Source organism: Cellulosimicrobium cellulans (assembly GCF_024124905.1).
Lineage (GTDB): Bacteria > Actinomycetota > Actinomycetes > Actinomycetales > Cellulomonadaceae > Cellulosimicrobium > Cellulosimicrobium cellulans_G.
Genome location: NZ_JAMXST010000005.1, coordinates 96,015 through 119,946, shown reverse-complemented (window position 1 = coordinate 119,946; position 23,932 = coordinate 96,015). Strand labels below are relative to the sequence as shown.

Below are 23,932 nucleotides of genomic sequence, written 5' to 3'. Positions count from 1 at the left end.
CGGGATCAGCTCCTCGACGATGCGGGGCCGGTGCCGGAGAAGTGGACCTCCGGGTTGGGCGAGGCATCGCGTAGCGCGCGGGTGTAGGGGTGCTGGGGGTCGAGGATCACGTCGTCGGCCGGGCCGTGCTCCACGACCTTGCCGTGGTGCAGGACCATGATCTCGTCGCTGAAGTGGCGTGCGGTCGCCAGGTCGTGCGTGATGTAGAGGACCCCGAGGTTCGCCTCGCGCTGGAGCTCGGCGAGGAGGTTGAGCACGCCGAGGCGGATCGACACGTCGAGCATCGAGACCGGCTCGTCGGCGATGAGCAGCGACGGGCGCGACGCGAGGGCGCGCGCGATCGCGACGCGCTGGCGCTGACCGCCGGACAGCTCGTGCGGGCGGCGTTCCACGACGCCGCCGTCGAGGTGGACGCGGTCGAGGAGGCGGTGCACCTCGGCGTCGATCTCGTCCTTCGGGACCACGTGGTCGAGGCGCAGCGGGCGCTCGAGGTGGTGGCGGATCGTGTGGTACGGGTTGAGCGACGCGAACGGGTCCTGGAAGACCATGCGGATCTGCTGCCGGTAGCGGCGCAGCGCCCGTCCCCGGCGGGGGATGGGGGCGCCGTCGAGCAGGATCTCGCCGGACGTGGCGCGCTCGAGCTGCGTGAGGATCTTCGCGATCGTCGACTTGCCGCTGCCGCTCTGCCCGACGAGCGCGATGGTGCGCCCCGAGGTGAGCGTGAAGCTGACGTCGTCGAGCGCGAGCAGGTCGCCGGAGCCCCGGACCTTATACTTCTTGCTGACGTGCGAGAACTCGAGGGTGGTCATCAGGCCTGGCCTCCTGCGCTGGTCGTGGCCGTGCTCGCGGCCGTGGCCGCGGGCTCCGACCGGCCACGCACGAACCCGCCCCGCTCTCCGGTGAGGCTCGGGAACGAGCCGAGGAGCTTGCGGGTGTACTCGTGCTGGGCGTGGTGGTAGATGTTCGACGCGGTGTCGAGCTCGACGATCCGGCCCTGGCGCATGACCGCGATCCGGTCGGAGATCTCGAGGAGCAGCGGGAGGTCGTGCGTGATGAAGATGACCGAGAAGCCGAACTGCTTCCGCAGGTCGGAGATCTGCTGGAGGATCTCGCGCTGCACGAGGACGTCGAGCGCCGTCGTCGGCTCGTCCATGATCATGAGCTGGGGCTTGAGCGCCAGGGCCATGGCGATCATGACGCGCTGGCGCATGCCGCCGGAGAGCTCGTGCGGGTAGGAGCGCAGGCGGTCGCGCCCGACGCCGACGAGGTCGAGGAGCTGGGCGCTCTCCTCGGTCCGCTCGGCCTTGCTCATGCGGGGGCGGTGCGTCTCGAACACGTCGCCGAGCTGCTTGCCGATGGTCGCGACGGGGTTGAGCGCGTTCATCGCCCCCTGGAACACCATCGACGCCTTGTCCCAGCGGAACCGGCGCATCGCGTCGTCGTCGAGCGCGTTGAGGTCGACGTCCTCGCCCGACTCGTCGTGGAAGATCGCCGATCCCGAGGGGATCACGGCCGGCGGCTTGAGCAGCCGCTGGATGCCGTACGCGAGCGACGTCTTGCCGCAGCCGGACTCGCCGGCGAGGCCGAGGATCTCCCCGCGGTGCAGCGTGAGGGAGACGTCGCTGACGGCCTCGACCGGCGGGTCGACGTCGTAGACCACGCTGAAGCTCGAGACGGTCAGCAGGGGTTCGGTGTTCACTCGTCCTACCTGTTTCTGTGCGGGGGGCTGGGCCGCACCGAGGCCCGCGCGGCGTGCGCCGCGCGGGCCTCGGTGACCTCACTCGGCCGGCTTGAGCTGGGTGAGGATGAGCACCGCGGTCGGCTGCGTCGGGTCCGCGTTGATGTACGGGTCGTCGTCGCTCGGCCAGCCGACGTAGTTGCGCGTGTTGAACTCCGTGATGAACGGGCGCGTGCCGATCGGCATGACCGGGACCTGGTCCACGAAGATCTTCTGCGCTTCGGCGATGGCCGTCGCGCGGTCCTCGTCCGTCGTCGCCGCGAGGTACGCGTCGAGGGCGGCCGTGGCCTCCGGGCTGTCGAAGCGGCCGAAGTTGTAGTCCGCGGCCTCACCCACCGGCTTGAGCCAGCGGGCGTCCATCGTGTCGCTGTAGATGTCGTACGGCGTCGCGCCGGTCTCGGTCCAGTGCAGGATCGCGTCGAAGTCGCCAGTGCCCTTGGCGGCCCACCACGAGTCCGAGTCGGGCGTGTCGACCGTGGCCTCGACGCCGATCGCCTTGACCGACTCCGCGATGAGGCTGATGCCGGTGACGTAGTCGTTCCAGCCCTGCGGGACGCTGAGCTGGAAGGTGACGGGCTCGCCGTCGGGGTCGATCAGGGTGTCGCCCTCGAACGTGTACCCGGCGTCGGTGAGGACCTTCTTGGCGCCCTCGACGTCGACCTCGTACTCCTCGCCCGCGAACTCGTCCGAGATGAACGGGTCGCCGGCCGGGGTCGGCAGTCCCGTGACGGAGGTGAGCAGCGGGACGCCGCCCTCGCGGGCGATCTGCTGGTGCTGCTCGCGGTCGATGACCATGTTCACGGCCTGGCGGAACGCGACGTCGTCGAACGGCTTCTTGGTCGTGTTGACGAACATCGCGTCGATGCCGAGGCCGGCGGGGGCCCAGTACACGTTGTGCTCCGGGTCCTTGTCCACGAACGCCGACTGCACGTTCGGGAGGAACGCCTGCGCCCAGTCCGCGTCGCCGTTGGCGAGCGCCGTCGTCAGGGCGCTGTTGTCGTTGTAGGAGACGTAGTACAGCGTCGGGACCGCGAGCTCGCCGCCCCAGTAGTCGTCGCGCGCGTCGAGCTGGACGCTCTCCGTGCTGAAGCTCGTCAGCGTGTAGGGGCCGGTGCCGACGGGGTCGGGGTTCGTCTCCGTCGTCGGGTCGGCGACGCCCTCCCACACGTGCTTCGGGACGACGAACCGGTGCAGCACCTTGTCCTGCTTGGCGAACATCGGCGTGCCGAACGTGACGGTGACCTTGTCGCCGTCCACGGCGACGTCCGTGATGTCGAGCGCCGCGGTGTTGAGCTCGGGCGTGTCGACGAGGATCTGGTACGAGTACGCGATGTCGTCGGCCGTGAGGTCCTTGCCGTCGCTCCACTTCACGCCCTCGCGGGTCGTGAGCGTCACCGACGTGTAGTCCTCCGACCACGTGATCTCGGACGCGAGCCAGGGGCGGATCTCGTCCGACGGGTTGACGACGTTGACGATGCCGACGGGCTCGTAGATCGCGTTGACGTAGCCGAGCTTGAGCGCGGACGAGTCGCCGATCCACGGGTTGTTCGACTCGGTCGCGATCGCTCCGTCCGGCTTGGCGATGGTGAGGGCGGCGCCCTCGCCGGAGCTGGTCGTGCTGTCGTCGTCGTTGCCGCCGGACGACGAGCAGCCGGTCAGCACGAGTGCTGTCGCGATGCCGAGGGCGATCGCGGAGGCCTTCAACCTCATGAATCTCTCTCCTTCGAGGGAACTTCGTCCCCGGCGCGGTGCCGGGGCGGTCGAGCATGCGTGAGTACTGCGTGAGAACTGCGTGGGGCGCTGGGTCGCCCGGGGTGGACCGCGGTCCGGCTACTCCTGTTCCGTGGTGCTCTCCTGCACCCGGACCGCGGTGTCCAGGCGGAGGTCGTGGACGGAACGCCCCACCCGGAGCCGGTAGGTCCCGGCCGGGAGGTGCCAGCGTCCGCTGTCGGTGTCCCACACCTCGAGCTGACGGCGGGGGACGGTCACGGTGACGTCGGCGGAGGTCCCCGCGGCGACGTCGACGACGGCGAACCCGCCGAGCCAGCGGACCGGACGGTCGCGCTCGGCGACCGGGGCCGACGCGGGCGCGACCGGGGGTTCGACGTAGACCTGGACGACCTCGCGGCCGTCGCGGTGCCCGGTGTTGGTGACGCGGACCGTGAGGGTCGCGTCGCCGTCGGGCGTGCGGGCGGGGAGATGGTCAGGCTCGCCGGACGCGTCGTACGACCACGTCGTCCAGCCCAGCCCGTGCCCGAAGGGTGCGGCGGGGACGGCGCCCGAGCGCTCCCACGCGCGGTAGCCGACGTGGACGCCGTCGGCGTACTCGACGACCCCCTGGTCGGGGACCGCGTGCGGGACGGGGACGTCGGCCTCGTCGGCCGGGAGCGTCCAGGGGAGGCGGCCCGCCGGCTCGACGACGCCCGCGAGGACGTCCGCGATCGAGTGCCCGGCCTCCTGGCCCGGGAACCACACCCACAGCACGGTGCGCGCGCGGTCGAGCCAGGGGAGGAGCACAGGGGCGCCCGCGTTCACGACGACGACCGCGTCCGGGTCGGCGTCGAGGACCCGCTCGACGAGCTCGTCCTGACGGCCGGGCAGCGCGAGCGACGTGCGGTCCCAGCCCTCGGACTCGACCTCCTCGTTCGTCCCGACGACGACGACGGTCAGGTCGGCCGCGCGGGCCGCCTCGACGGCGTCGGCGATCTCCTGCTCGACGCTCGGCGCCGGGACGCGGTGGCGGAGCTCCGCGCGGACGATGTTCCCGTACCCCTGGGCGCGCGTGACGAGGAGCGACGCCGTGATCCGCACGCGGCGCGGCGCGTCGACGTGCACGGTCGTGGGGACGCCCGCCGGGTTGTTGATCGAGGAGTCGAGGATGACCTCGACCCCCGAGCGGCGGTCGTCCTCCGCGACGACGACCCCGTCGATCTCGATGGTGTGACCCGGGACCGTGCCGACCTCGAGCACGTGGTCCCCGGGCTCGTCGAGCAGGACGTCGACGTCGAGCACGACGGTGTCGACCTCGGCGGGCAGGTCGCGCAGGAACCCGTCCCAGCGGGGCAGGACGGACTTGCGGAGCGTCGCGCCCTCGGCGTCGAGCCAGGTCATCGCGACGGCGGCGCCGTCGGCGCTGCGGCCCTCCACGTCGAGCCGCGGGGCGAACCGGCGCGCGTCGCCGCCGCGGGCGACGGTGAGCGTGGCGTCGGGCCAGCGCGCGGCCAGTCCCTCGGCGGGCGTGACGACGTGCGCGGGGTTCACGGTCGAGCTGCCGCCGCCGAGCACGTGCGGGCGCACCGCGTTGGGGCCGACGAGCGCGATCGACCGCGGTGCCGGACGGTCCCACACGGGGTTCGCGACGTCCGAGCGCAGGACGACCGTGCCGGCGGCGGCGGTGCGGCGCACGAGCGCGCGCAGGTCGCCGTCGTGCGTGACGGGGCGGGCGGGCTCGTCGAGCGCGCCGACCCGGCGCGCGAGCAGGAGGATGCGCGCGACCTTGTCGTCGATCTCGCTCTCGGGGACGCGGCCCTCCTCGACCGCGCGGACGAGGGCGTCCTCCCACGGGCCGCCCGGGCCGGGCATGACGACGTCGAGGCCGCCGTTCGCGGAGAGCTCGGTCGTGTGCGTCGCCACCCAGTCGGAGACCACGGCGCCGTCGAACCCGAGCTCGTCCTTGAGGACGTCGGTGAGCAGGTGCCGGTGCCCGGTCATGGGACCCGACTCCACGCCGTCGTCCACCTGGTTGTACGCCGCCATGACGGACCACGCGCCCGCCGCGACCGCGTCCTCGAACGGCGCGAGGTAGACCTCGCGCAGGACGCGGGGGTCGACGTGCGACACGTACGACGTGCGCTCGGTCTCGGAGTCGTTGGCGACGTAGTGCTTGACGCACGCGGCGACGCCCTGGTCCTGGAGGCCGCGCACGACGCCGGTGCCGATCTGCGCGGTGAGGTACGGGTCCTCGGAGTAGCACTCGAAGTGCCGGCCGCCGACGGGCGTGCGCTGGATGTTGACCTGGGGCGCGAGGACGACGTCGACGCCGTGCGTGCGTGCCTCACGGGCGAACGCCTGCCCGGTCTCGTGCGCGACCGCCCGGTCCCACGTCGCGCCGATCGCGCTGGGGGACGGGAAGAGGATCGAGGTCTCGCCCTCGACCTCGCTCGTGCCGCGGACCCCGACGGGGCCGTCGGACATGACGACGGGGCGCAGCCCGAGCTCGTCCTGGGCGTGCAGGCGCCACATGGACCGGCCGGTGAGGAGGCGGACCTTCTCGCGGAGGGGCAGCCCTTGCGCACGGGTGCGCAGGGTGGCGAGCTCCGCGGGGTCGCGCTCTCCCGCGAGGGACTGCGATGTCACGTACGTGCTCCTCGTCGTCGAGTCGTCTGTCGAGCGGAGAACTTACCGTGCAGTCAGTAAGTTGGCAAGAATCTGCGTTTCCCCAGGTCAGATCGATATCTCACCGTGACCTTTGCCGAGAACGGGGCTCGGAGGCGCTGCCGCGTGCGTAGGATCACCCCGGACGGCGACGGACCGAGGACGTGCTCGGTGCCGGGGCGCCGACGTCGGCGCCGACCGTGGCGCACCGGGCACCACGACGAGGAAGTGACGAGGCGATGACCACGAGCAGGCGGCGCCCCCGCGTGCGGGAGGAGACCCTCCGGCGCCGCGAGGAGATCCTCAAGGCCGCCATGGCGACCTTCGGGAGCAAGGGCTACCACAACGGCCCCCTGGCGGAGATCGCCGAGCAGGTCGACATGACCCACGCCGGGATCCTCCACCACTTCGGGTCCAAGGACCATCTCCTCCTCGAGGTGCTGCGCTACCGCGACGAGAGCGACGTCGCCGGCCTCGACGGGCAGCACATCCCGGGCGGCATCGACATGTTCCGCCACCTGGTCCGCACGGCGTTCCTCAACGCGCAGCGCGCCGGGATCGTGCAGACGTACGCCGTGCTCTCCGCGGAGTCCGTGACCGACGACCACCCCGCGCGCGCCTTCTTCGAGGGTCGGTACCGCACGCTGCGCAGCGAGGCCGTGGAGGCGTTCGAGGCGCTGTGCGCGGAGCGGGGCGTCGCGGTCCCCGCGAGCGTCCGGCACGCGTCGGCGTCGATCCTCGCCGTCATGGACGGCCTCCAGGTCCAGTGGCTCCTCGACCCCACGCAGGTCGAGCTCGGCGAGGCGAGCGAGTTCGCCATCGAGGCGATCGTCTCCGCGGTGCTCGACCCGCGCCCGTCCCCGCTCGGGGCCGTCCCGGTGCCGACGACGGAGAGCGGCGCCGCGGACGCCGTGGACGTCGACCTCCCCGTGGAGGCGGCGACCGCCTGACGGCGGCCGGCGTCGCGCTCCGGGCGGTCCCGCGGCCGCGGTCCTTCGGTCCCGGAGGGTCGCGGACCACAGGCCCTGGTCGGCGCGACGGGCGACGGCGAGGATCGAGGTCGTGCAGACCCTCGCCCAGGCGTTGACCACCCAGTCGGAGGCGGCCCGGAAGAAGGTCGGCTCGGCGAGACGCCCGGCGCGCTACCTCGTCGCCGCGATGCTCGCGGGCGCGTACATCGGCGTCGGCGTCGTGCTCATGGTCGCGACGGCCGGCCCCTTCCTCGCGGCCGGGTCGCCGGGGGAGCGGCTCGTCGCCGGGGGTGTGTTCGCGGCGGCCCTGACCCTCGTCGTGTTCGCCGGGGCCGAGCTCGCGACCTCCGCGATGATGATCCTCGCCCAGGGCGTCGCGACGCGCGCCGTCCGGGTGCGTGACGCCGCCCTCACGCTCGGGCTGTGCCTCGCCGGCAACCTCGCCGGCTCGATGCTGTTCGCGTTCGCGGTCACGCAGGCCGGGGTGCTGCACTCCAACGCGCCCGCGGGCGAGATGGTCGCGTCGATGCTGCGGGCGAAGGCCCACGAGACCGGCGGCGAGCTCTTCTTCCGCGGCGTCCTGTGCAACCTCCTCGTGTGCGCCGCGATCTGGGCCTGCGGTCGCCTGCGCTCCGAGGCGGGCCAGGCGATCGTCCTGTTCTGGGCGATCCTCGCGTTCATCGCCTCCGGCTTCGAGCACGTGGTCGCCAACATGACGACCTTCTCGCTCGGTCTCCTCGGCGACCTGGGCGCGACGACGTGGGCCGACTTCGCCCGCAACATCGCTTGGGTCGGTCTCGGCAACCTCGTCGGCGGCGCCCTCGTCGTCGGCCTCGCCTACGTCGTCGTCGCCGGCCCGGTGCGAGAGGCCGGGCGGGGTGCGCCCTCGACGGTCGCGACCTCGGGACCGGTCGTGCTCCCGATGCCGGCGATCCGGCGCGCGACCGCGCCCCTCGACCGGAGCCACCGCGCGGGCTGACGCCGCGCCGCCCGGGCCCGCATGGCGGGACGGGCTTGGCCGGACGGCGGGACGCGTGCGTATCATCGATCGACCCACAAGCACCCGGCGGGCCGTTGAGAGAGACGGAGGCCGGCGACAGATGGAGCAGCACGTGGCACTTGTCGTGCAGAAGTACGGCGGTTCGTCGGTATCCGACGCCGAGAGCATCAAGCGCGTGGCCAAGCGCATCGCGCAGACCAAGAGGGCCGGGCACGACGTCGTCGTCGTGGTCTCGGCGATGGGCGACACGACGGACGAGCTCATCGACCTCGCGCAGCAGGTCACCCCCCTCCCGCCGCAGCGCGAGATGGACATCCTCCTCACCGCGGGCGAGCGCATCTCGATGTCGCTGCTCGCGATGGCGATCAACAGCCTGGGCGTCAAGGCGAAGTCCTTCACGGGACAGCAGGCGGGCGTCATCACCGACGCCGTGCACGGCAAGGCGCGCATCGTCGACGTCGTCCCGCACCGCATCCGCGAGACGATCGAGCGCGGCCAGGTCGCGATCGTCGCGGGCTTCCAGGGCGTCACGCAGTCGACGAACGACGTGACGACGCTCGGCCGCGGCGGGTCGGACACGACCGCCGTCGCGCTCGCCGCCGGCCTCGACGCCGACGTGTGCGAGATCTACACGGACGTGGACGGCATCTTCACGGCCGACCCGCGCATCGTCCCGAGCGCGCGCAAGATCGACCGCATCACGTACGAGGAGATGCTCGAGATGGCGGCGAGCGGGGCCAAGGTCCTCGCGCTGCGCTGCGTCGAGTACGGCCGCCGGTACGGCGTGCCCATCCACGTGCGCTCGTCGTTCAGCGGCAAGGACGGCACGTTCGTCAGCGCGGACGCCTACTCCGCGCCGCAGCCCGCCGTCGGTGCCGCCCCCAGCTCTGCAGACCTTCCCGAGGAGACCGTCATGGAAGACCCGATCATCTCCGGCGTCGCGCACGACCGCAGCGAGGCCAAGATCACCGTCGTCGGGGTGCCCGACGTCCCCGGGACGGCCGCGCGCATCTTCGAGGTCGTCGCCGGCTCGGGCGTGAACATCGACATGATCGTGCAGAACGTGTCGGCCGCCCGCACGGGCCTGACCGACATCTCGTTCTCGCTGCCGGAGGGCGACGGGCCGGCCGCGATGTCGGCGCTGTCCGCGCTGCAGGGCGAGATCGGGTTCGACTCGCTGCAGTTCGACGACCAGATCGGCAAGCTCTCGCTCGTCGGTGCGGGCATGAAGTCGCACCCGGGCGTCTCCGCGAAGCTCTTCGGGGCGCTGCGCGACGCGGGCATCAACATCGAGATGATCTCGACCTCGGAGATCCGCATCTCGGTCGTCACCCGCGAGGACTCGCTCGACGACGCGGTGCGCGCCGTGCACACCGCGTTCGAGCTCGACGCCGCCGACGGCGAGGCCGTCGTCTACGCCGGCACCGGCCGCTGAGAGGACGAGGAACCATGAGCACCGAGAACCGTCAGGGCCTGCACGTCGCCGTCGTCGGCGCGACCGGCCAGGTGGGCGCCGTCATGCGCAGCCTCCTCGACGAGCGCGACCTGCCCGTCGCGAGCATCCGCTACTTCGCGTCGGCACGCTCCGCCGGGTCGACGCTCCCGTGGCGCGGGACCGACGTCGTCGTGGAGGACGTCGCCGCGACGTCGACCGACGACCTGCGCGGGATCGACGTCGCCCTGTTCTCCGCGGGCGGCGCGACCTCGAAGGCGCAGGCCGAGCGCTTCGCCGAGGCGGGCGCCGTCGTGATCGACAACTCGTCCGCGTGGCGCATGGACCCGGACGTCCCGCTCGTCGTGTCCGAGGTGAACCCGGGCGCGCTGCGCGAGGCGCGCAAGGGGATCATCGCCAACCCGAACTGCACGACCATGGCCGCGATGCCGGTGCTCAAGCCGCTCGCGGACGAGGCCGGGCTGGAGCGCCTGATCGTCGCGACGTACCAGGCCGTGTCCGGCGCCGGTCTCGCCGGTGCGGAGGAGCTGCGCGCGCAGGCGGTCGCGGGCGCCGCGGCGGAGGGCACGGGCGCGGGCCTGGTCGGGCTCGTGCACGACGGCGGCGCGGTCGCCTTCCCGGAGCCCGCGGTCTTCCCGCGCAACGTCGCGTTCAACGTCGTCCCGATCGCCGGGTCGATCGTCGACGACGGGCAGGAGGAGACGGACGAGGAGAAGAAGCTCCGCAACGAGTCGCGCAAGATCCTCGGCCTGCCGGGGCTCGCCGTCGCGGGCACGTGCGTGCGCGTCCCGGTGTTCACCGGCCACTCGCTCGCGATCCACGCGGAGTTCGGGAACGCGATCACGCCCGACCGGGCGCGCGAGATCCTCGCTGCCGCGCCGGGTGTCGTGCTCGCCGACGTCCCGAACCCGCTCGCGGCGGCCGGGAAGGACCCGTCGTTCGTCGGCCGCATCCGCACCGACCAGTCCGTCCCCGACGGCCGCGGCCTCGTGCTCTTCGTGTCGAACGACAACCTCCGCAAGGGCGCCGCGCTCAACGCGGTGCAGCTCGCGGAACTCGTCGCCCAGGACCTCGACGCCGTCCGCGCGGCGTTCACCCCCGCCCTCGCGAGGTAGAGCCCCGGTACCGCGAGGTAGAGCCCCGGTACCGCGAGGTAGAGCCCCGGTACCGCGAGGTAGAGCCCTGGTCATCGACCAGGGCTCTACGTCGTGGTGGGAGGTCCAGGGCCTCAGCCCCCGACCAGGCGTGCCATGTTCTCGCCGTCGGCGAGGCCGACGATGTTGCCGGCCGGGTCGGTGAACCAGGCCCCGTCGCCGCCCTCCATGAAGCCGCGCACGATGCCCTTGTCGTCCTGGTCGAACCCTTCGTAGCGCTCGAACGTCACGCCCTTCGCGGTGAGCTCGTCGACGACCTGGTCCACGTCGTCGACGGTGAGGTGCATGACCGTGAAGGCGGCCGGCCGATGGTCCTCCTTCGGGTACACGAACACGTCCGAACCGCCGCCGAGGTGCAGCACCAGACCACCCCCGTCGTCGAGTGCCGTGACGGGGAGCCCGAGGGTTCCTCCGTAGAAATCGCGCGCCGCGTCGAGGTCGTCCGCCGAGAAGCTGGAGAACCCGCGCCGAATGGTGACCATCGTCGTCTCACTCCTTCGTGACCGCCGGCGGCCGGAGGGCGTGACCCGCCGCGGACGCCGGATCCTCCCAGGGTCCCACCGCCGGGCCGCGGTGGGTACCGCCCGGAGCGGGTGATCGTCGCGCTCAGGGCGTGCGGCGGGTGCCCAGCGTCGGCGCGAGCACCCAGAGGGCTGCCGCGGCGAGCACGTGCCAGGCGGCGTGACCCTGGAGCGTGACGCCGAGGGGTCCCCTCGCGTCGCACAGCGGCCACCCGGGGCGAGTGAGCGTCCCGACCCCGCCGCCCACGGCGAGCAGCACGAGCGCGGTGACGGTGCGGCGTCGGACGGCGGGGCGACGCCACGCCCGCAAGGCGCTCGCGCCCACGGCGACGCCGGCCGCGACCACCTGGGCCGTGGTCGACCACGGGGGCGCCACGGCGGCGAGCACCACCCCGAGCAGCGTCGGGGCGAGCCACCACCAGGTCCGCAGCCGACGGCCCGCGAGGTCCGCGACGGCGTCGGCCGCGACGAGCGCGAGCGCGCCGAGCAGCGGCGGGTCGTGCGCGACGGGGTCCCACGCGGGCGACGGCCCGTGCTGGACCACGGACCCTGCCCCGATGAGGGTGACCAGGATCCCGAAGGCGACGCGCAGGCGCGTGGTCGCGGCGGCGTCGGGCCGAGGCGTGCCCGACGACGGACCCGGGCGGGGGCGCAGCGCCGCCACCACGACGGCCGCGCCCGCGACGACGAACGCGAGGCTCGTCCAGGTGCTCAGCGGCTCGGCCCAGGGCGTCCCGCCCGCGAGCTCGCACGCTGCGTCCACACCGCCTCCCGCGCGGTAGAGCCGTGGTCACTCCCAGGGTGCCTCCTCGCACGACCCACCCTCTACCTCGCGCGACCAGGGCTCTATCTCGCGGGACCAGGGCTCTACCTGGGCGTACCAGGGCTCTACCTCGCGCGAACGGGGTTGCGGGACCGTCGACATCTGTGGTTCATTAGTTGAGTAATGAACCGCAGAAGGCGCGAGGCGGGAGAGGATGGGGCCCATGTTCGACGGACCGGAACCCATCTACCTCCAGATCGCGCAGATGATCCGGGCGCAGGTGCTCGCGGGCGAGCTCGCGGAGGAGGAGCAGGTCATGTCGACCACGCAGTTCGCGACGACGTTCCGCATCAACCCGGCGACGGCCGCGAAGGCCTTCGCCGGGCTCGTCGACGAGGGCGTCCTCTACAAGCGGCGCGGCCTCGGCATGTTCGTCGCCCCCGGGGCGCGGGAGCGGCTGCTCGCCGACCACCGCGCCCGGTTCTTCGACGAGGTCCTCGCGCCGGCGCTCGCCCAGGCCGACCTCCTCGACGTCCCGACGGCCGAGATCGTGGACTACGTCCTCGGCCGGCCGCGCCCCGCCGGACCCGGCACCGGCGGCGCCCCCAGCACCGGCCCGACCACCGACCCCGCCCCGAGGTGAGACCCGTGACCGCCCGGCCCACCAGCCGCCCCACCGACCAGGACCCGACCGCCGGGACCACGACCTCGGCCCCGGCGCCGTTCGCGGCCGAGGTGCGCGACGTCGTCGTGCGCTACCCACGCAGCGACGGCGTCCCCGCGCTGGACCGCGCGACGCTCACGGTCCGCCCGGGCGTCATCACGGGCCTGCTCGGCCGCAACGGCGCGGGCAAGACGACGCTCGCGGCCCTGCTGGCAGCCTTCCGCCGGCCCACGGCCGGGACCGTGCGGGTCGGGCCGGCGGGCGACCTCGAGGACCCGTTCGAGAACGTGTGGGCGACCGTGCACACCCAGCTCGTCCGGGAGAGCGGCGACGTGTGGGAGACCGACAAGGCCCGCGACACGCTCGAGTACTACGCGGACCTGCGCCCGCACTGGGACGCCGACCTCGCCGCGCGCCTGCTCGACGAGCTCGAGGTGGACGTCCGCAAGAAGCCGAGCGAGATGTCGCGCGGCAAGCGCTCGGCGCTCGGCGCCGTCATCGGCCTCGCGGCGCGCGCGCCGCTCACGATCTTCGACGAGGTCTATCTCGGCATGGACGCCCCGAGCCGGTACGCGTTCTACGACGCGCTCGTCGCGGACTACGCCGAGCACCCGCGCACGATCCTGCTGTCGAGCCACCTCATCTCCGAGGTGGAGCGGCTCTTCGAGGACGTCGTCATCATCGACCGCGGGCGTGTCCTGCTCGCCGAGAACGCCGACGACGTCCGGGCCCGGGGCGTGAGCCTCACCGGCCCGGCCGAGGTCGTCGAGCGGCACGCCGCGGGCCGCGAGGTGCTCGCGCGCCAGCGACTCGGCGGCACGGCCCAGGTGACGCTCTTCGGCACGTTCGCCGACGACGAGCGGGCGGCCGCCGCGGAGGCCGGGCTGGAGGTCGGCGCCGTCCCCGTCCAGGACCTGTTCGTCCACCTCATCCGCGCCGGGCGCGACGAGGCGGGGGCGCGGCCCGACACGACGGAGGAGGCACGATGACCGCCACGACCCACCGCACCGCCGAGCGCCGCGCCCTCGAGTCCGCCGCCCACCGGCGCGGCGTCAAGGCGGTCGCCCGGTACTTCATCGGCGGCACCTGGTACGTCGGGGTCTGGTTCTGGGCGATCGCTCTCGCGGTCGGGGCGCTCATCCTCTGGATCATGCACCGCAACGACGACGTCAGCATCGAGGCGGTCGGGGGAGTCGCCGGCTCGGCGAAGTTCTTCCTCTTCGTGATGGGCATCATCCTGCCCCTCATGACGATCGCCGTGCACGTCGCGTCGGGCGGCACGCGCCGCTCGTACACGCACGGGCTGTGGATCGGCGCCGTCGTGTCGGGCCTGACGTTCGGCGTCGCGAGCGCGCTCGTGAAGTGGGGGGCGTGGTCGCTGTTCCGGGACGCGGGGTGGGCGACCGAGCCCGAGCTCGGGCAGCTCTACGGCGACGGCTCCCAGGTGGGCCTCGTGATCCTCGTCGAGGGCATCTTCTGCGTCGTGTACTACCTGGCCGGGATGGTCGTCGCCGCCGGCTTCTACGGGTTCGGGTTCCTGCGCGGGGTGCTCCTCGTCCTGGCGTCGCTCGTCCCCGTGGTGGTCGCCGAGGTCTTCCTCCGCTCCGGCTTCTTCGGTGACGCGCTCGCGCGCGTCGTCGGTCTCGACGGCACCCCCGTCGGGCTCGCCGTCCTCGGCGGGGCCGTCGGGGTGGCGCTCGCCGCACTGCTCCTGCGCGTCGTCCTGCGGGGCGTCGCGATCCGACCGGTCGAGTTCGCCGCGAGCGCGAGCGGCTGACCGGACGCACCGCACCCACCGTTCCCCGAGAGCCCACCGAGTGGCCCCGCGCCGCGCGTGGGTCTCGCACACCCTCGTGGAGGTCAGCATGAGCCCCGCACCACCGCCCGCCGACGGCGCGACCGTCGCGTCGCCCGCCCCGACCCCTGCACCGTCGGCGGGCGCGTCGCCCGTCGTCGAGGTCCGCAACCTGCGCAAGACCTACCCCGGGCCGGGGGGTCGCGGGGACGCAGCCGCCCGCACGGTCGCCGTCGAGGACGTGAGCCTCACCGTCCGGGCGGGCGAGATCTTCGGCATCCTCGGCCCCAACGGCGCCGGGAAGACGACGACCGTCGAGTGCCTCGCCGGTCTGCGCGAAGCCGACGGCGGGACGGTCCGCGTGCTCGGCGTCGACCCGCAGACGGACCCGGCCGCCGTGCGCGACGCGGTCGGGGTCCAGCTCCAGGAGGCGGCGCTCCACGAGAAGATCACGGTCGAGGAGGCGATGCGCCTCTTCGCGTCCTTCTACGCGTCGCCGTCGGACGTGGAGGAGCTGCTCGACCTCCTCGACCTCGCCGCGCACCGGCGCGTCGCGTTCGGCAAGCTCTCGGGCGGGCAGAAGCAGCGTCTCTCGATCGCGCTCGCGCTCGTCGGCAACCCGCGCGTCGCGATCCTCGACGAGCTGACCACGGGCCTCGACCCGGCCGCGCGCCGCGCCACGTGGGAGCTCGTGGAACGCGTGCGGGACCGGGGCGTGACGATCCTGCTCGTCACGCACTTCATGGAGGAGGCGGAGCGCCTGTGCGACCGGCTCGTCATCATCGACGGCGGTCGCGTGGTCGCGCAGGGCACGCCCGCGGAGCTCATCGACTCCGTCGACACGTCGCGCACGGTCCGGCTGCGCGTACCGCCTGCCGACCACGACCTGGCGCTCCACACGCTCGCCGGCCTCGCCGACGTCGAGCGCGTCGAGGTCGACGCGCGCGAGATCGTGGTGACCGGGTCGCGCCGCGTGCTGCTCGCCGTCGTGCTCGCGCTCGCCGAGCAGGAGGTCGTGCCTGACGACGTCCGGACCGTCTCCCGGACGCTCGAGGACGTCTTCGTCGCCGTGACCGGCCGGACCTACGACCACGCCGCGGACACCGCGGCCCTGCACGAGGGAGCCGCACGATGACCGCCGCGACGACGACCCTGCCCCACGTCCCCGACGCCCGCTCGGGCTGGCGAGGGTTCAGGACGCTCCTGCTGACCGAGGCCCGACTGTTCCTGCGCGACGGCGCGGCCGTGTTCTTCGCGCTCGCGTTCCCCACGGTCCTGCTCGTCGGCGTCGGCTTCGCCATCCCGGGCATGCGGGAGCCGATCACGGGGGCGGGCGCGCCCTGGGACGGACTGACGGCGATCGCGACCTACCTGCCGGTCGTCCTCGCCGCCGCGGTGGCGACGCCCGCGCTGACGACGATGCCCGTGACCTTCGCGACCGCCCGCGAGAAGGGGCTGCTCCGCCGGCTGTCGACGACCCCCATGCGCCCGCAGGGCGTGGTCGTCGCCCACCTCGTCATCAACCTCGGCGCGATCGCCGTGTCGTCCGCGCTCGCGCTCGTCGTCGGCCAGGTCGTGTTCGGCCTCGCCGCGCCCGTCAGCCCGCTCACGGTCGTGCTGGCCTTCGTGCTCACCGTCCTGTCCATGCTCTCGCTCGGCATGGTCGTCGCGGCGGTCGCCGCCAAGGGGAGCACCGCGTCGGCGATCGGGAACCTCGTCTACTTCCCGATGCTCTTCCTCTCGGGCATGTGGACGCCGGGCCCGATCATGCCCGACGTCGTACGGGACGTCGGCCAGTTCTCCCCGCTCGGGGCGGCCGCCCAGGCCATGTCGGCGGGATGGTTCGAGACGGAGGTCCCCACGCTCCAGCTCGTCGTGATGGTCGCGTGGACCGCCGTGCTCCTCCCGCTCGCGGTGAAGCTCTTCCGCTGGAGCTGAGCCTCAGATCGCCCGCGAGCCCAGCTCGCGGGCGGTCTCGGCGAAGGCGCGGACCTCGGTGGTCTCCCGGTCGCGCAGCCAGACGAGCACCCACTCGGTGTCGGGGACGTCGACGATCGGCACGTACACGACCCCCGGGTGCGTGTAGTACCGCCGGACGTGCGCGTTGAGCGGGGTGACCGCCTCGCCCGAGGCGACGACGGTCAGCACCTCGTGGAACGTGCGCGCGACCGGCCCGCGCAGCACCGGGCGGCCCGACGGCGTCCGGCGGGGCACCATGGCCTCCTCCCAGTACGTGGGGACGCCGGTCCCGAGGTCGAGCACCGCGTGGTCGCCGAGGACCTCGAGGGACACCGCGTCCTCGCCCGCGAGGGGGTGCCCCGCCGCGACGGCGAGGACGCGTCCCTCCGTGAGCACGCGCGGCCCCACGACGACGTCGGGCTCGCGGACCGGGGACCACGTCACCTGCAGGTCCGCCTCGCCTTCGCGCAGCGCCCCGAAGGGGTCCGAGAAGTGGAACTCGCGGCGCTCCACCGAGCACTCCGGGTGCCGCTCCCCGAACGCGTCGACCACCGGCTGCAGCTCGTGGCCGACGATGCCCATCGCGGCGACGCGCAGCACGCCGGCCGGCCGCTCTCCCGTGCGGCTGGCCGCCGCGATCCCGGACTGGATGAGCTCGTAGCCCTGGCGCAGGTCGTCGCGCAGGCGGGCGCCGACCGGAGTGAGCTCGACGCGTCGGCTCGTGCGCTCGAACAAGGTCGTGCCCATGCGGCGCTCCTGGCGGCTGATCGCCTGGCTCACGCGCGCGGGGGAGACGTGGAGCCGCTCGGCGGTGCGCCCGAAGTGGAGCTCGTCGGCGAGCGTCAGGAAGATCTCGATGTCCCTCAGCTCCACGCGGCCACCTCTGCCTCCGTCTCCGTCGCCGTGCACCGTTCACACGGGGTGAACGATCCACCCAGCATGCGTCATTGATGACGAATCGGTGGAATCCGAGGTTGGAACCATGAGACGACTCACCTACTTCGTCGCCCTGTCGATCGACGGCTTCCTCTCGGGCCCGGACGACGAGGTCGACTTCTATCCCTCCTCCGACGCGTACAGCGCGCGCATGATCGACACGTTCCCCGACGTCCTGCCCACGCACGGGCGCCGCCAGCTCGGGGTCGACGACGCCCCCCACCGCACGTTCGACACGATCGTCATGGGCAGGCGGACGTACGAGCCCGCGCTCCGGCTGGGGATCACGAGCCCGTACGCGCACCTGCGCCAGTACGTCGTCTCGACGTCGCAGCCCGAGCTCGACCCGGCGGTGACGATCGTGCGCGACGACCCGGTCGGGCTCGTGCGAGCGCTCAAGGCCGAGGACTCCCCGTTCGACATCTACCTCGCGGGCGGCGGCGTCCTCGCGGGCGCGCTCCGCGGCGAGATCGACCGGCTCGTCGTCAAGCTCTACCCCGTCGTGGCCGGTGCCGGTCGGAGCGCGTTCGGTGGTACCGCGTTCCGGCCCACGACCTACGACCTGACCGACGTCGCCACGTTCGACGGCGGCAACGCCGTCCTCACGTACGACCGTGCCTGAGCGCGCCCCCGCACGCGTGCTCCGGCACCGTGCGTCGATCCTCACGGCCCGCGCCGTCGTGACCGTCCGCCTGCTGCGGCCGCGCTGCCGCCGTCGTGCGCGCCGTCGGGGCGGGGACGCCGCCGCGGCCCTCGACGGCGCGCTCGACGATCCCGACCGCGCCCCGGTCCGGCACGGCCCGGTCCGACCGCGACCCGCGTGCCCACCCCGGGCGAGGCTGCGAGGACGCACCTAGCGTGGCCGGCATGAGGCCGTTCCTGCTGCTCGCGTCGCGCGCGGAGGACCCCGCCGCCGACGGGGAGCACGCGGCGGTGCTCCGGTACTCCGGGCTGGACGCCGGTGCGCTGCACCGCGTGCGCATGGAGGCCGGACCGCTGCCGGCGATCGACCTCGGCGACTACTCGGGGGTGATCGTCGGCGGCAGCCCGTTCGACTCGTCCCTGCCCGAGAAGGACAAGTCGCCGACCCAGCGTCGCGTCGAGCGCGACCTCGCGCCGCTCCTGGACGAGATCGTCGAGCGCGACGTCCCGTTCCTCGGCGCGTGCTACGGCGTCGGGACGCTCGGGCTGCACGAGGGCGCCGTCCTCGACGACACGTTCGCCGAGCCCATCTCGCCCGTGACGATCCGACTCACGCCGGAGGGCCGGGCCGACCCGCTCCTCGCCGACCTGCCCGACGCGTTCGAGGCGTACGTCGGGCACAAGGAGGCCGTGACCCGGCTGCCGTCGCACGCGGTGCTGCTCGCGACGTCGGACGCCTGCCCGGTCCAGATGTTCCGGGTCAAGGAGAACCTCTACGCGACGCAGTTCCACCCCGAGCTCGACCTGGACGGCATCCTCACGCGCATCGGCGTCTACCGCGACTACGGGTACTTCGCGCCCGAGGCGGCGGGCGACGTCGAGGCGACCGTCCGCCGCGGCGACGTCTGGGCGCCGCACCGCATCCTCGCCGCGTTCGTCCGCCGCTACGCGCGCGACTGACGAGCACGCGGTCAGCGGGAAGCGGGCGCCGACTGCAGCTCGGGAGCGGCGGCCGCCGCGTTCGCGGGCGGCTCGCCGACCTCGAGCGGCTCGGCGGCCTCGAGGGCGACGGCGCGGCGGTGCGCCCGGACCGACCACGCGACGGCTGCGGCCCACACGACGGCGACGACGCCGAGCACGACGCCCTGGACCGCACCGCTCGCGTCGACCCAGTCCGAGCGCAGCAGCGTGCGGACGTTGGTGAGGACGATGACGCCGCCCACCGCGGAGCCCAGGATCCGGGGCGGCAGCAGCCGCACCAGCCAGGCCGCGATCGGCGCCGCGACCAGGCCGCCGAGCAGCAGCGCGCCGACCCACAGCAGGTCGATCCCCTGCCTGCCGAGCGAGAACAGGAAGCCGAGGGACGCGGCGACCGCGACGAGGAACTCGCTCGTGTCGATCGACCCGATGACCTTGCGCGGCTCGATCCGGCCCGACGCGAGCAGCGCCGGCGTCCCCACGGGTCCCCAGCCACCGCCGCCCGTCGCGTCGACGAAGCCGGCGATCAGGCCGAGCGGCGCGAGGAACCGCTTGCGCAGCGGGAGGCCCTGCCGGCCCTTCGGCAGCCCCACGAACGTGAACCGCGACAGCACGTACACGCCGAGCGCCAGGAGGAGCAGCGACATGACCGGCGCGGCGAGCTCGGTCGACAGGTTCGACAGGAACGTCGCGCCTGCGAACGCGCCGATCGCGCCCGGGACGCCGATCCGCACGACGACCTTCCAGTCCACGTTCCCGAACCGCCAGTGCGCCGCACCCGACGCGAGGGTCGTCCCGATCTCCGCGAGGTGGATCGTCGCCGACGCCGCCGCGGGGTTCGTCCCGATCGCGAGCAGGAGCGTCGTCGAGGTCACGCCGTACGCCATGCCGAGGCTGCCGTCGACGAGCTGCGCACCGAGGCCCACGAGGGCCAGCAGGATGAGGGTCCGCACCGCGTCCTCCGTGCTCGGGGTGGGCCGGGGCAGCCCCGACGTGTCCCGACAAGGTTGACCGAACGAGTCCAGTATGTGAAGCGCCGACCACATCGTGGGCCAGTGTTAACGGGCGCGTCTCGATCTACCGCCCCACAGCCGATGTCGCCACGCGCCACCACGCGCCGCGTGGTGACGAGAAGCGAGAAATGGCCCCGAGAACGAGGCCCGGAGCGGCCACTTCTCGCATCTCGGCCGGGCCCCACCCAGCACCGGGCGGCACGACGGCGCACGGTCCGACCCCACCGCGGACCCGACCCAGCGGAGCGCCCGACCGCGGGCTCAGCGGGTCAGGGGTTCTCCCAGGCGTCGGCGCGGGCGGCGAGGGCGTGGACGTCGTCGGGGAGGTCACGGCGGACGACGTCGTCGATCGTCACGCGGTCGAGCACGTCGCGGACGCTCGCGCGGAGGGCGACCCAGACCTCGAGGAGAGCGGCCGCGGAGCCCTCGTACTCGAGGCTCGGGGGGCGCTCGTCGCGCACGGTGACGAGCGGTCCGTCGACGGCGCGGAAGACGTCGGCGAGGGTCACCTCGGACGCGGGGCGCGCGAGGCGGTGGCCGCCGGAGCGGCCGCGGACGCTCGTGACGATGCCGGCGCGGCGCAGGTCGCCGAGGATCCGTTCGAGGAAGGAGACCGGCAGGCCCTGGCCGGCCGCGAGGTCCTCCGCCCGCACGGGGTCGCCGTGGGGGGACGCCGCGAGCTCGGCGCACGCCCGCACCGCATAGTCAGCCTTCGCCGAGACACGCATGGGGCCATTGTGCCGTGCGCACGGTCGCGGACCGCCGTGCGGGGCGCCTCCGGGCGCGATCTCACCCGCGTGGGCCCTGCTCACCGGATCGGGTTCCCCCTACGCTGTGACCCGTGGACGTGCGCGAACGCAACAACGTGCGGGTCATGGGACCGCGGGATGGCCCGACGATGGTCTTCGCGCACGGCTTCGGTTGCGACCAGTCGATGTGGCGCTTCGTCGCGCCCGTCTTCGCGGCGGACCACCGGGTGGTGCTGTTCGACCACTCGGGTTGCGGCGCGTCCCACCCGGCCGCGTACGACCCCGCGCGGCACGCGGAGCTGGGGGGCTACGTCGCGGACATGATCGAGGTCGTGGAGGACGTCGCGGACGAGCCGGTGATCCTCGTGGGTCATTCGGTGAGCGCGGTGATCGCGCTCCTCGCGGCGGCGGACCGGCCCGACCTCGTCGACCGCCTGGTGCTTGTCGGGCCGAGCCCCCGGTACGTCGACGACGAGGGGTACCGCGGCGGGTTCTCGGCGGAGGAGATCGACGAGCTGCTCGAGACGATGGACGCGAACTACCTGGGCTGGACGCAGGCGATGGCGCCGGTGATCGTCGGGAATCCCGACCGCCCGGCGCTGGGGGACGAGCTCGCGGAGGTCTTCCGGCGCAACGACCCGGCGATCGCCCGGCAGTTCGCGCGCGTGACGTTCCTCGGAGACAACAGGGCGGACCTGGCGCGCGTGCGGACCCCGGCCCTCGTCGTGCAGAGCCGGGAGGACGTCATCGCCCCGCAGACGGTGGGGCGGTACGTGCACGAGCACCTGGCGGGGAGCGAGCTGGTCGTCATCGACTCGGTCGGGCACTGCCCGAACCTGTCGCACCCGGCGCTCCTCGTCGAGGCGATGCGCCACTGGCTCGGGGACTCCTGATGGTGATGTCGCGCGGCGAGCGCTGGGTGCTCGCGCCCGTCGCGCTCCTGCTCCTCGACGCGGAGGGGCGGGTGCTCGACGGGAACGACGAGTTCCTGCGCCTGCTGGACGTGCCCGACGTGGAGGCGGTCGCCGGGCGCCGGCTCGCGGACCTGCTGACGGTGGGCGGCCGCATCTACTGGGAGACCCACCTCGGTCCGCGCCTGCACATCGAGGGGCGGGTCGACGAGGTCGCGGTGGAGCTGCGGACGCCGCGCGGGCGCGAGCCGGTGCTCCTCACGGCGATCGGGCGCGAGGTCCGCGGCGAGCGGCTCGTCGAGGTCGCGATGCTGGGGGCGCGCGAGCGGTCCCGGTTCGAGCACGAGCTGGTGGGTGCCCGACGCGCCGCGGAGGAGGCGGAGCGGCGCGTGCGGCTGCTGCACGGGATCGCCGCCGACCTGGCGAGCGTCGCCGGTCTCGACGGCGTCGCGTGGGTCCTGCTCCGGGCCGCCGTGACGATGCTCGGGGCGGGCGACGCCGCCCTGTGGACGCCGCAGGAGGGCGGCCCGCTGCGCCGCTGGGGCGGGGCGGCGGGCGTGACCGCCCCGACGATCGAGGAGCTGGCCGAGGCGGGCGTGCGCGCGGACGGGACCGTCGTCGTCCCGCTGCGCACGGCGGGGGCGCTGCTCGGCGTCCTCGCGCTGGAGCCGCGCCGGGCGGCGGGCTCGGAACCGGTCGACCTCGGCACGGCCGCCGCGGCCGGGCAGCTCGCGGCGCTCGCGCTGGCACGGGCCACGACCCACGAGCAGAGCGTGTCGGTCGCGAGCGAGCTGCAGGGCGCGATGCTGTCGGACGGGATCGTCGCCGACCCGCACGTGGAGATCGCGGCCTGCTACCGCCCCGGTGTGCACGACCTGCAGGTCGGCGGCGACTGGTACGACACGTTCCGCGTGGCCCCGGACGTCGTCGCGCTCTCGGTCGGGGACGTGGTGGGGCGCGGGCTCAAGGCCGCGACCGCGATGGGGCAGCTGCGGACGGCGGTCCGCGCGGCGTCGGACACCGGGCTGCCGCCGGAGGAGGTGGTCGAGCGGCTCGACCGCTTCGTGGACCGGACCGGGACGGGGTTCATGGCGAGCCTCGTGTACGGGGAGCTCGAGCTGGTGGAGGGGGTGCTGCGCTACGCGTGCGCCGGGCACCTGCCGCCGCTGCTCGTGCGCGCGGACGGGTCCGCGGGCTACCTGTGGGAGGCGCGGTCCACCCCGTTGGGCGTCCGGGGCACGACGCCGCGCGTCGCCGACACGGTCGCGCTCGCCCCGGGCGACCTGCTGCTCCTCTTCACCGACGGCGTCGTCGAGCGCCGCGACCGGCCGCTCGCGCTCGCGCTCGACGAGCTCGCGGAGATCGTCACGAACGCGCTCGGGGCCGGGCTGAGCGGGACGGAGCTGCTGGAGGCGGTCGTCGCGCGCGCTCCCGAGGACGACGACGCGTGCCTGCTCGCGGTGCGCTGGCTCGGCCCGGAGGCGTCGGACGAGCCCGCGACGGAGCCGTCGCGCGTCGCGTCAGCGGACGAAGAAGGGGCCGGCTGAGGGGTCCGCGAGCCGCCCGAGCGCATGGCCGAGGCGCTCGACCGTGGAGCGGGCGAGGTCGTCGGGCAGGTCGTCCGGGGCGAACCACGCGACCGCGAGCGACTCGTCGTCCGCGACGTGCGCCGCCGCGGCGGCGGCCGGGGACACGGGCCGGCACAGGAACGCGAGGTCGAGGTACTGCGAGCGGTCGCCGTTGGGGTACTCGACCGGCTCGGTGACGGTCACCGCGACGAGCGCGTCCACGACGACCTCGACGCCCGTCTCCTCGCGCACCTCGCGCGCGAGCCCCACCGCGGGGTCCTCGCCGGGCTCGAGGATCCCGCTGATGACGGCCCACTGCCCGGTGTCGGCGCGCTGTCCGAGCAGCAGGCGGCCGTCGTCGTCCACCACGACGGCCGACACCCCCGGCATCCACAGGAGGTCGGTCCCGACGCGGGACCGCAGGGCGGCGACGAACTCGGGGATCGGCATGCCCCGAGCCTAGGCGGGCGCGCCGGTCCGGGCCGACCGGCTCGTGAGACGCGCCGACCGGACCGCAGAGGCCCTGTGCTACGGTCGCTCCGTGACTTCTCAGTGGTATTGGCGCTTTACGCAGGCTCCCGGTGGGGCCGTGCGGGCGTTCGCCTGACCACAGATCACCACCCGGAGCCAGCACAGGGCCTTGGACGCGGACCGCGTCCGGGCCCTTCGTCGTGAGACGGGCCGCTCCGGGACCACGGGCGGCAGCAGGCCGGTGAAGCGCCGCTGGGCACCGCTGAGCACTC

The 23,932-nt window shown here is 73.6% G+C and carries 23 protein-coding genes; 13 read left to right on the top strand and 10 right to left on the bottom strand.

Translation table 11 applies throughout. From position 1 onward, the window contains the following. Positions 1–5 precede the first annotated feature (5 nt). The 4 genes from NHH00_RS15715 to NHH00_RS15700 all read right to left on the bottom strand — a co-directional run bounded on the left by NHH00_RS15715 (position 6) and on the right by NHH00_RS15700 (position 6,094). The gene (locus NHH00_RS15715) at positions 6–809 is read right to left on the bottom strand and encodes an ABC transporter ATP-binding protein (RefSeq protein WP_253053970.1); all 804 of its coding nucleotides are present in this window, start codon (positions 807–809) and stop codon (positions 6–8) included. Next, positions 809–1,699, bottom strand: coding sequence for an ABC transporter ATP-binding protein (locus NHH00_RS15710; RefSeq protein ID WP_253053968.1), 891 nt, complete (start codon positions 1,697–1,699; stop codon positions 809–811). Before NHH00_RS15710 ends, NHH00_RS15715 begins: the two co-directional genes overlap by 1 nt. Positions 1,700–1,777: 78 nt before the next feature. Further along, positions 1,778–3,448 carry an ABC transporter substrate-binding protein gene (locus tag NHH00_RS15705; RefSeq protein WP_253053966.1) on the bottom strand — a complete coding sequence of 557 codons (1,671 nt, stop codon included), beginning with the start codon at positions 3,446–3,448 and terminating at the stop codon, positions 1,778–1,780. Positions 3,449–3,568: 120 nt separating this feature from the next. Further along, positions 3,569–6,094: a beta-glucosidase gene (locus tag NHH00_RS15700; protein ID WP_253053964.1), complete on the bottom strand. Its 2,526-nt coding sequence runs from the start codon at positions 6,092–6,094 to the stop codon at positions 3,569–3,571. A 257-nt stretch (positions 6,095–6,351) separates the two neighbouring features. On the opposite strand from NHH00_RS15700, the gene NHH00_RS15695 reads away from it, so the two are divergent. The 4 genes from NHH00_RS15695 to NHH00_RS15680 all read left to right on the top strand — a co-directional run bounded on the left by NHH00_RS15695 (position 6,352) and on the right by NHH00_RS15680 (position 10,651). Then, positions 6,352–7,062 carry a TetR/AcrR family transcriptional regulator gene (locus NHH00_RS15695; protein ID WP_253053962.1) on the top strand — a complete coding sequence of 237 codons (711 nt, stop codon included), beginning with the start codon at positions 6,352–6,354 and terminating at the stop codon, positions 7,060–7,062. Positions 7,063–7,174: 112 nt separating this feature from the next. After that, positions 7,175–8,062 (top strand): formate/nitrite transporter family protein, encoded by an 888-nt coding sequence (locus NHH00_RS15690; protein ID WP_253053960.1) that lies wholly within the window; start codon positions 7,175–7,177, stop codon positions 8,060–8,062. 133 nt (positions 8,063–8,195) lie between these two features. Beyond that, the gene (locus tag NHH00_RS15685; protein WP_253053958.1) at positions 8,196–9,518 is read left to right on the top strand and encodes an aspartate kinase; all 1,323 of its coding nucleotides are present in this window, start codon (positions 8,196–8,198) and stop codon (positions 9,516–9,518) included. 14 nt (positions 9,519–9,532) lie between these two features. Further along, a complete protein-coding gene (locus NHH00_RS15680) occupies positions 9,533–10,651 on the top strand; it encodes an aspartate-semialdehyde dehydrogenase (RefSeq protein ID WP_253053956.1) in 1,119 nt (372 codons plus the stop codon). A 113-nt stretch (positions 10,652–10,764) separates the two neighbouring features. Here NHH00_RS15680 and NHH00_RS15675 read toward each other — a convergent pair whose 3' ends face one another. Together NHH00_RS15675 and NHH00_RS15670 are read right to left on the bottom strand one after the other, a co-directional pair. After that, positions 10,765–11,172 (bottom strand): VOC family protein, encoded by a 408-nt coding sequence (locus tag NHH00_RS15675; protein WP_253053954.1) that lies wholly within the window; start codon positions 11,170–11,172, stop codon positions 10,765–10,767. Positions 11,173–11,296: 124 nt separating this feature from the next. Then, the gene (locus NHH00_RS15670) at positions 11,297–11,974 is read right to left on the bottom strand and encodes a hypothetical protein (protein WP_253053952.1); all 678 of its coding nucleotides are present in this window, start codon (positions 11,972–11,974) and stop codon (positions 11,297–11,299) included. A gap of 223 nt (positions 11,975–12,197) precedes the next feature. On the opposite strand from NHH00_RS15670, the gene NHH00_RS15665 reads away from it, so the two are divergent. From NHH00_RS15665 to NHH00_RS15645, 5 genes are all read left to right on the top strand, one after another. Next, a complete protein-coding gene (locus NHH00_RS15665; RefSeq protein WP_253053950.1) occupies positions 12,198–12,617 on the top strand; it encodes a GntR family transcriptional regulator in 420 nt (139 codons plus the stop codon). A gap of 5 nt (positions 12,618–12,622) precedes the next feature. Then, positions 12,623–13,627: an ATP-binding cassette domain-containing protein gene (locus tag NHH00_RS15660; protein WP_253053948.1), complete on the top strand. Its 1,005-nt coding sequence runs from the start codon at positions 12,623–12,625 to the stop codon at positions 13,625–13,627. Further along, positions 13,624–14,415 carry a hypothetical protein gene (locus NHH00_RS15655; protein WP_253053946.1) on the top strand — a complete coding sequence of 264 codons (792 nt, stop codon included), beginning with the start codon at positions 13,624–13,626 and terminating at the stop codon, positions 14,413–14,415. The genes NHH00_RS15660 and NHH00_RS15655 overlap by 4 nt, the downstream gene beginning before the upstream one ends. Before the next feature lie 88 nt (positions 14,416–14,503). Continuing rightward, positions 14,504–15,568, top strand: a complete 1,065-nt coding sequence (locus NHH00_RS15650; protein WP_253053944.1) for an ABC transporter ATP-binding protein — start codon at positions 14,504–14,506, stop codon at positions 15,566–15,568. Next, complete coding sequence (locus NHH00_RS15645) at positions 15,565–16,371, top strand: ABC transporter permease (RefSeq protein ID WP_253053942.1); 807 nt, start codon at positions 15,565–15,567, stop codon at positions 16,369–16,371. The genes NHH00_RS15650 and NHH00_RS15645 overlap by 4 nt, the downstream gene beginning before the upstream one ends. Positions 16,372–16,374: 3 nt before the next feature. On the opposite strand, the gene NHH00_RS15640 is transcribed toward NHH00_RS15645, so the two are convergent. Next, positions 16,375–17,265 carry a LysR family transcriptional regulator gene (locus tag NHH00_RS15640; RefSeq protein WP_253053940.1) on the bottom strand — a complete coding sequence of 297 codons (891 nt, stop codon included), beginning with the start codon at positions 17,263–17,265 and terminating at the stop codon, positions 16,375–16,377. Positions 17,266–17,374: 109 nt separating this feature from the next. Between NHH00_RS15640 and NHH00_RS15635 the strand changes: the two genes are divergently transcribed. Together NHH00_RS15635 and NHH00_RS15630 are read left to right on the top strand one after the other, a co-directional pair. Beyond that, the gene (locus NHH00_RS15635; RefSeq protein ID WP_253053938.1) at positions 17,375–17,950 is read left to right on the top strand and encodes a dihydrofolate reductase family protein; all 576 of its coding nucleotides are present in this window, start codon (positions 17,375–17,377) and stop codon (positions 17,948–17,950) included. A 245-nt stretch (positions 17,951–18,195) separates the two neighbouring features. Beyond that, positions 18,196–18,930 (top strand): glutamine amidotransferase, encoded by a 735-nt coding sequence (locus NHH00_RS15630; protein ID WP_253053936.1) that lies wholly within the window; start codon positions 18,196–18,198, stop codon positions 18,928–18,930. 11 nt (positions 18,931–18,941) lie between these two features. Here NHH00_RS15630 and NHH00_RS15625 read toward each other — a convergent pair whose 3' ends face one another. Then, positions 18,942–19,901 (bottom strand): sulfite exporter TauE/SafE family protein, encoded by a 960-nt coding sequence (locus NHH00_RS15625; protein WP_253053934.1) that lies wholly within the window; start codon positions 19,899–19,901, stop codon positions 18,942–18,944. 329 nt (positions 19,902–20,230) lie between these two features. Further along, the gene (locus NHH00_RS15620) at positions 20,231–20,689 is read right to left on the bottom strand and encodes an RrF2 family transcriptional regulator (RefSeq protein WP_253053932.1); all 459 of its coding nucleotides are present in this window, start codon (positions 20,687–20,689) and stop codon (positions 20,231–20,233) included. A 113-nt stretch (positions 20,690–20,802) separates the two neighbouring features. Between NHH00_RS15620 and NHH00_RS15615 the strand changes: the two genes are divergently transcribed. Both NHH00_RS15615 and NHH00_RS15610 read left to right on the top strand, forming a co-directional pair. Then, positions 20,803–21,603 (top strand): alpha/beta fold hydrolase, encoded by an 801-nt coding sequence (locus NHH00_RS15615; protein ID WP_308202330.1) that lies wholly within the window; start codon positions 20,803–20,805, stop codon positions 21,601–21,603. Then, positions 21,603–23,168 carry a SpoIIE family protein phosphatase gene (locus tag NHH00_RS15610; protein WP_253053930.1) on the top strand — a complete coding sequence of 522 codons (1,566 nt, stop codon included), beginning with the start codon at positions 21,603–21,605 and terminating at the stop codon, positions 23,166–23,168. Before NHH00_RS15615 ends, NHH00_RS15610 begins: the two co-directional genes overlap by 1 nt. Here NHH00_RS15610 and NHH00_RS15605 read toward each other — a convergent pair. Further along, positions 23,142–23,639, bottom strand: a complete 498-nt coding sequence (locus tag NHH00_RS15605; RefSeq protein WP_253053928.1) for an NUDIX hydrolase — start codon at positions 23,637–23,639, stop codon at positions 23,142–23,144. The two genes, NHH00_RS15610 and NHH00_RS15605, sit on opposite strands and share 27 nt — an antisense overlap. Between the last annotated feature and the right edge of the window lie 293 nt (positions 23,640–23,932).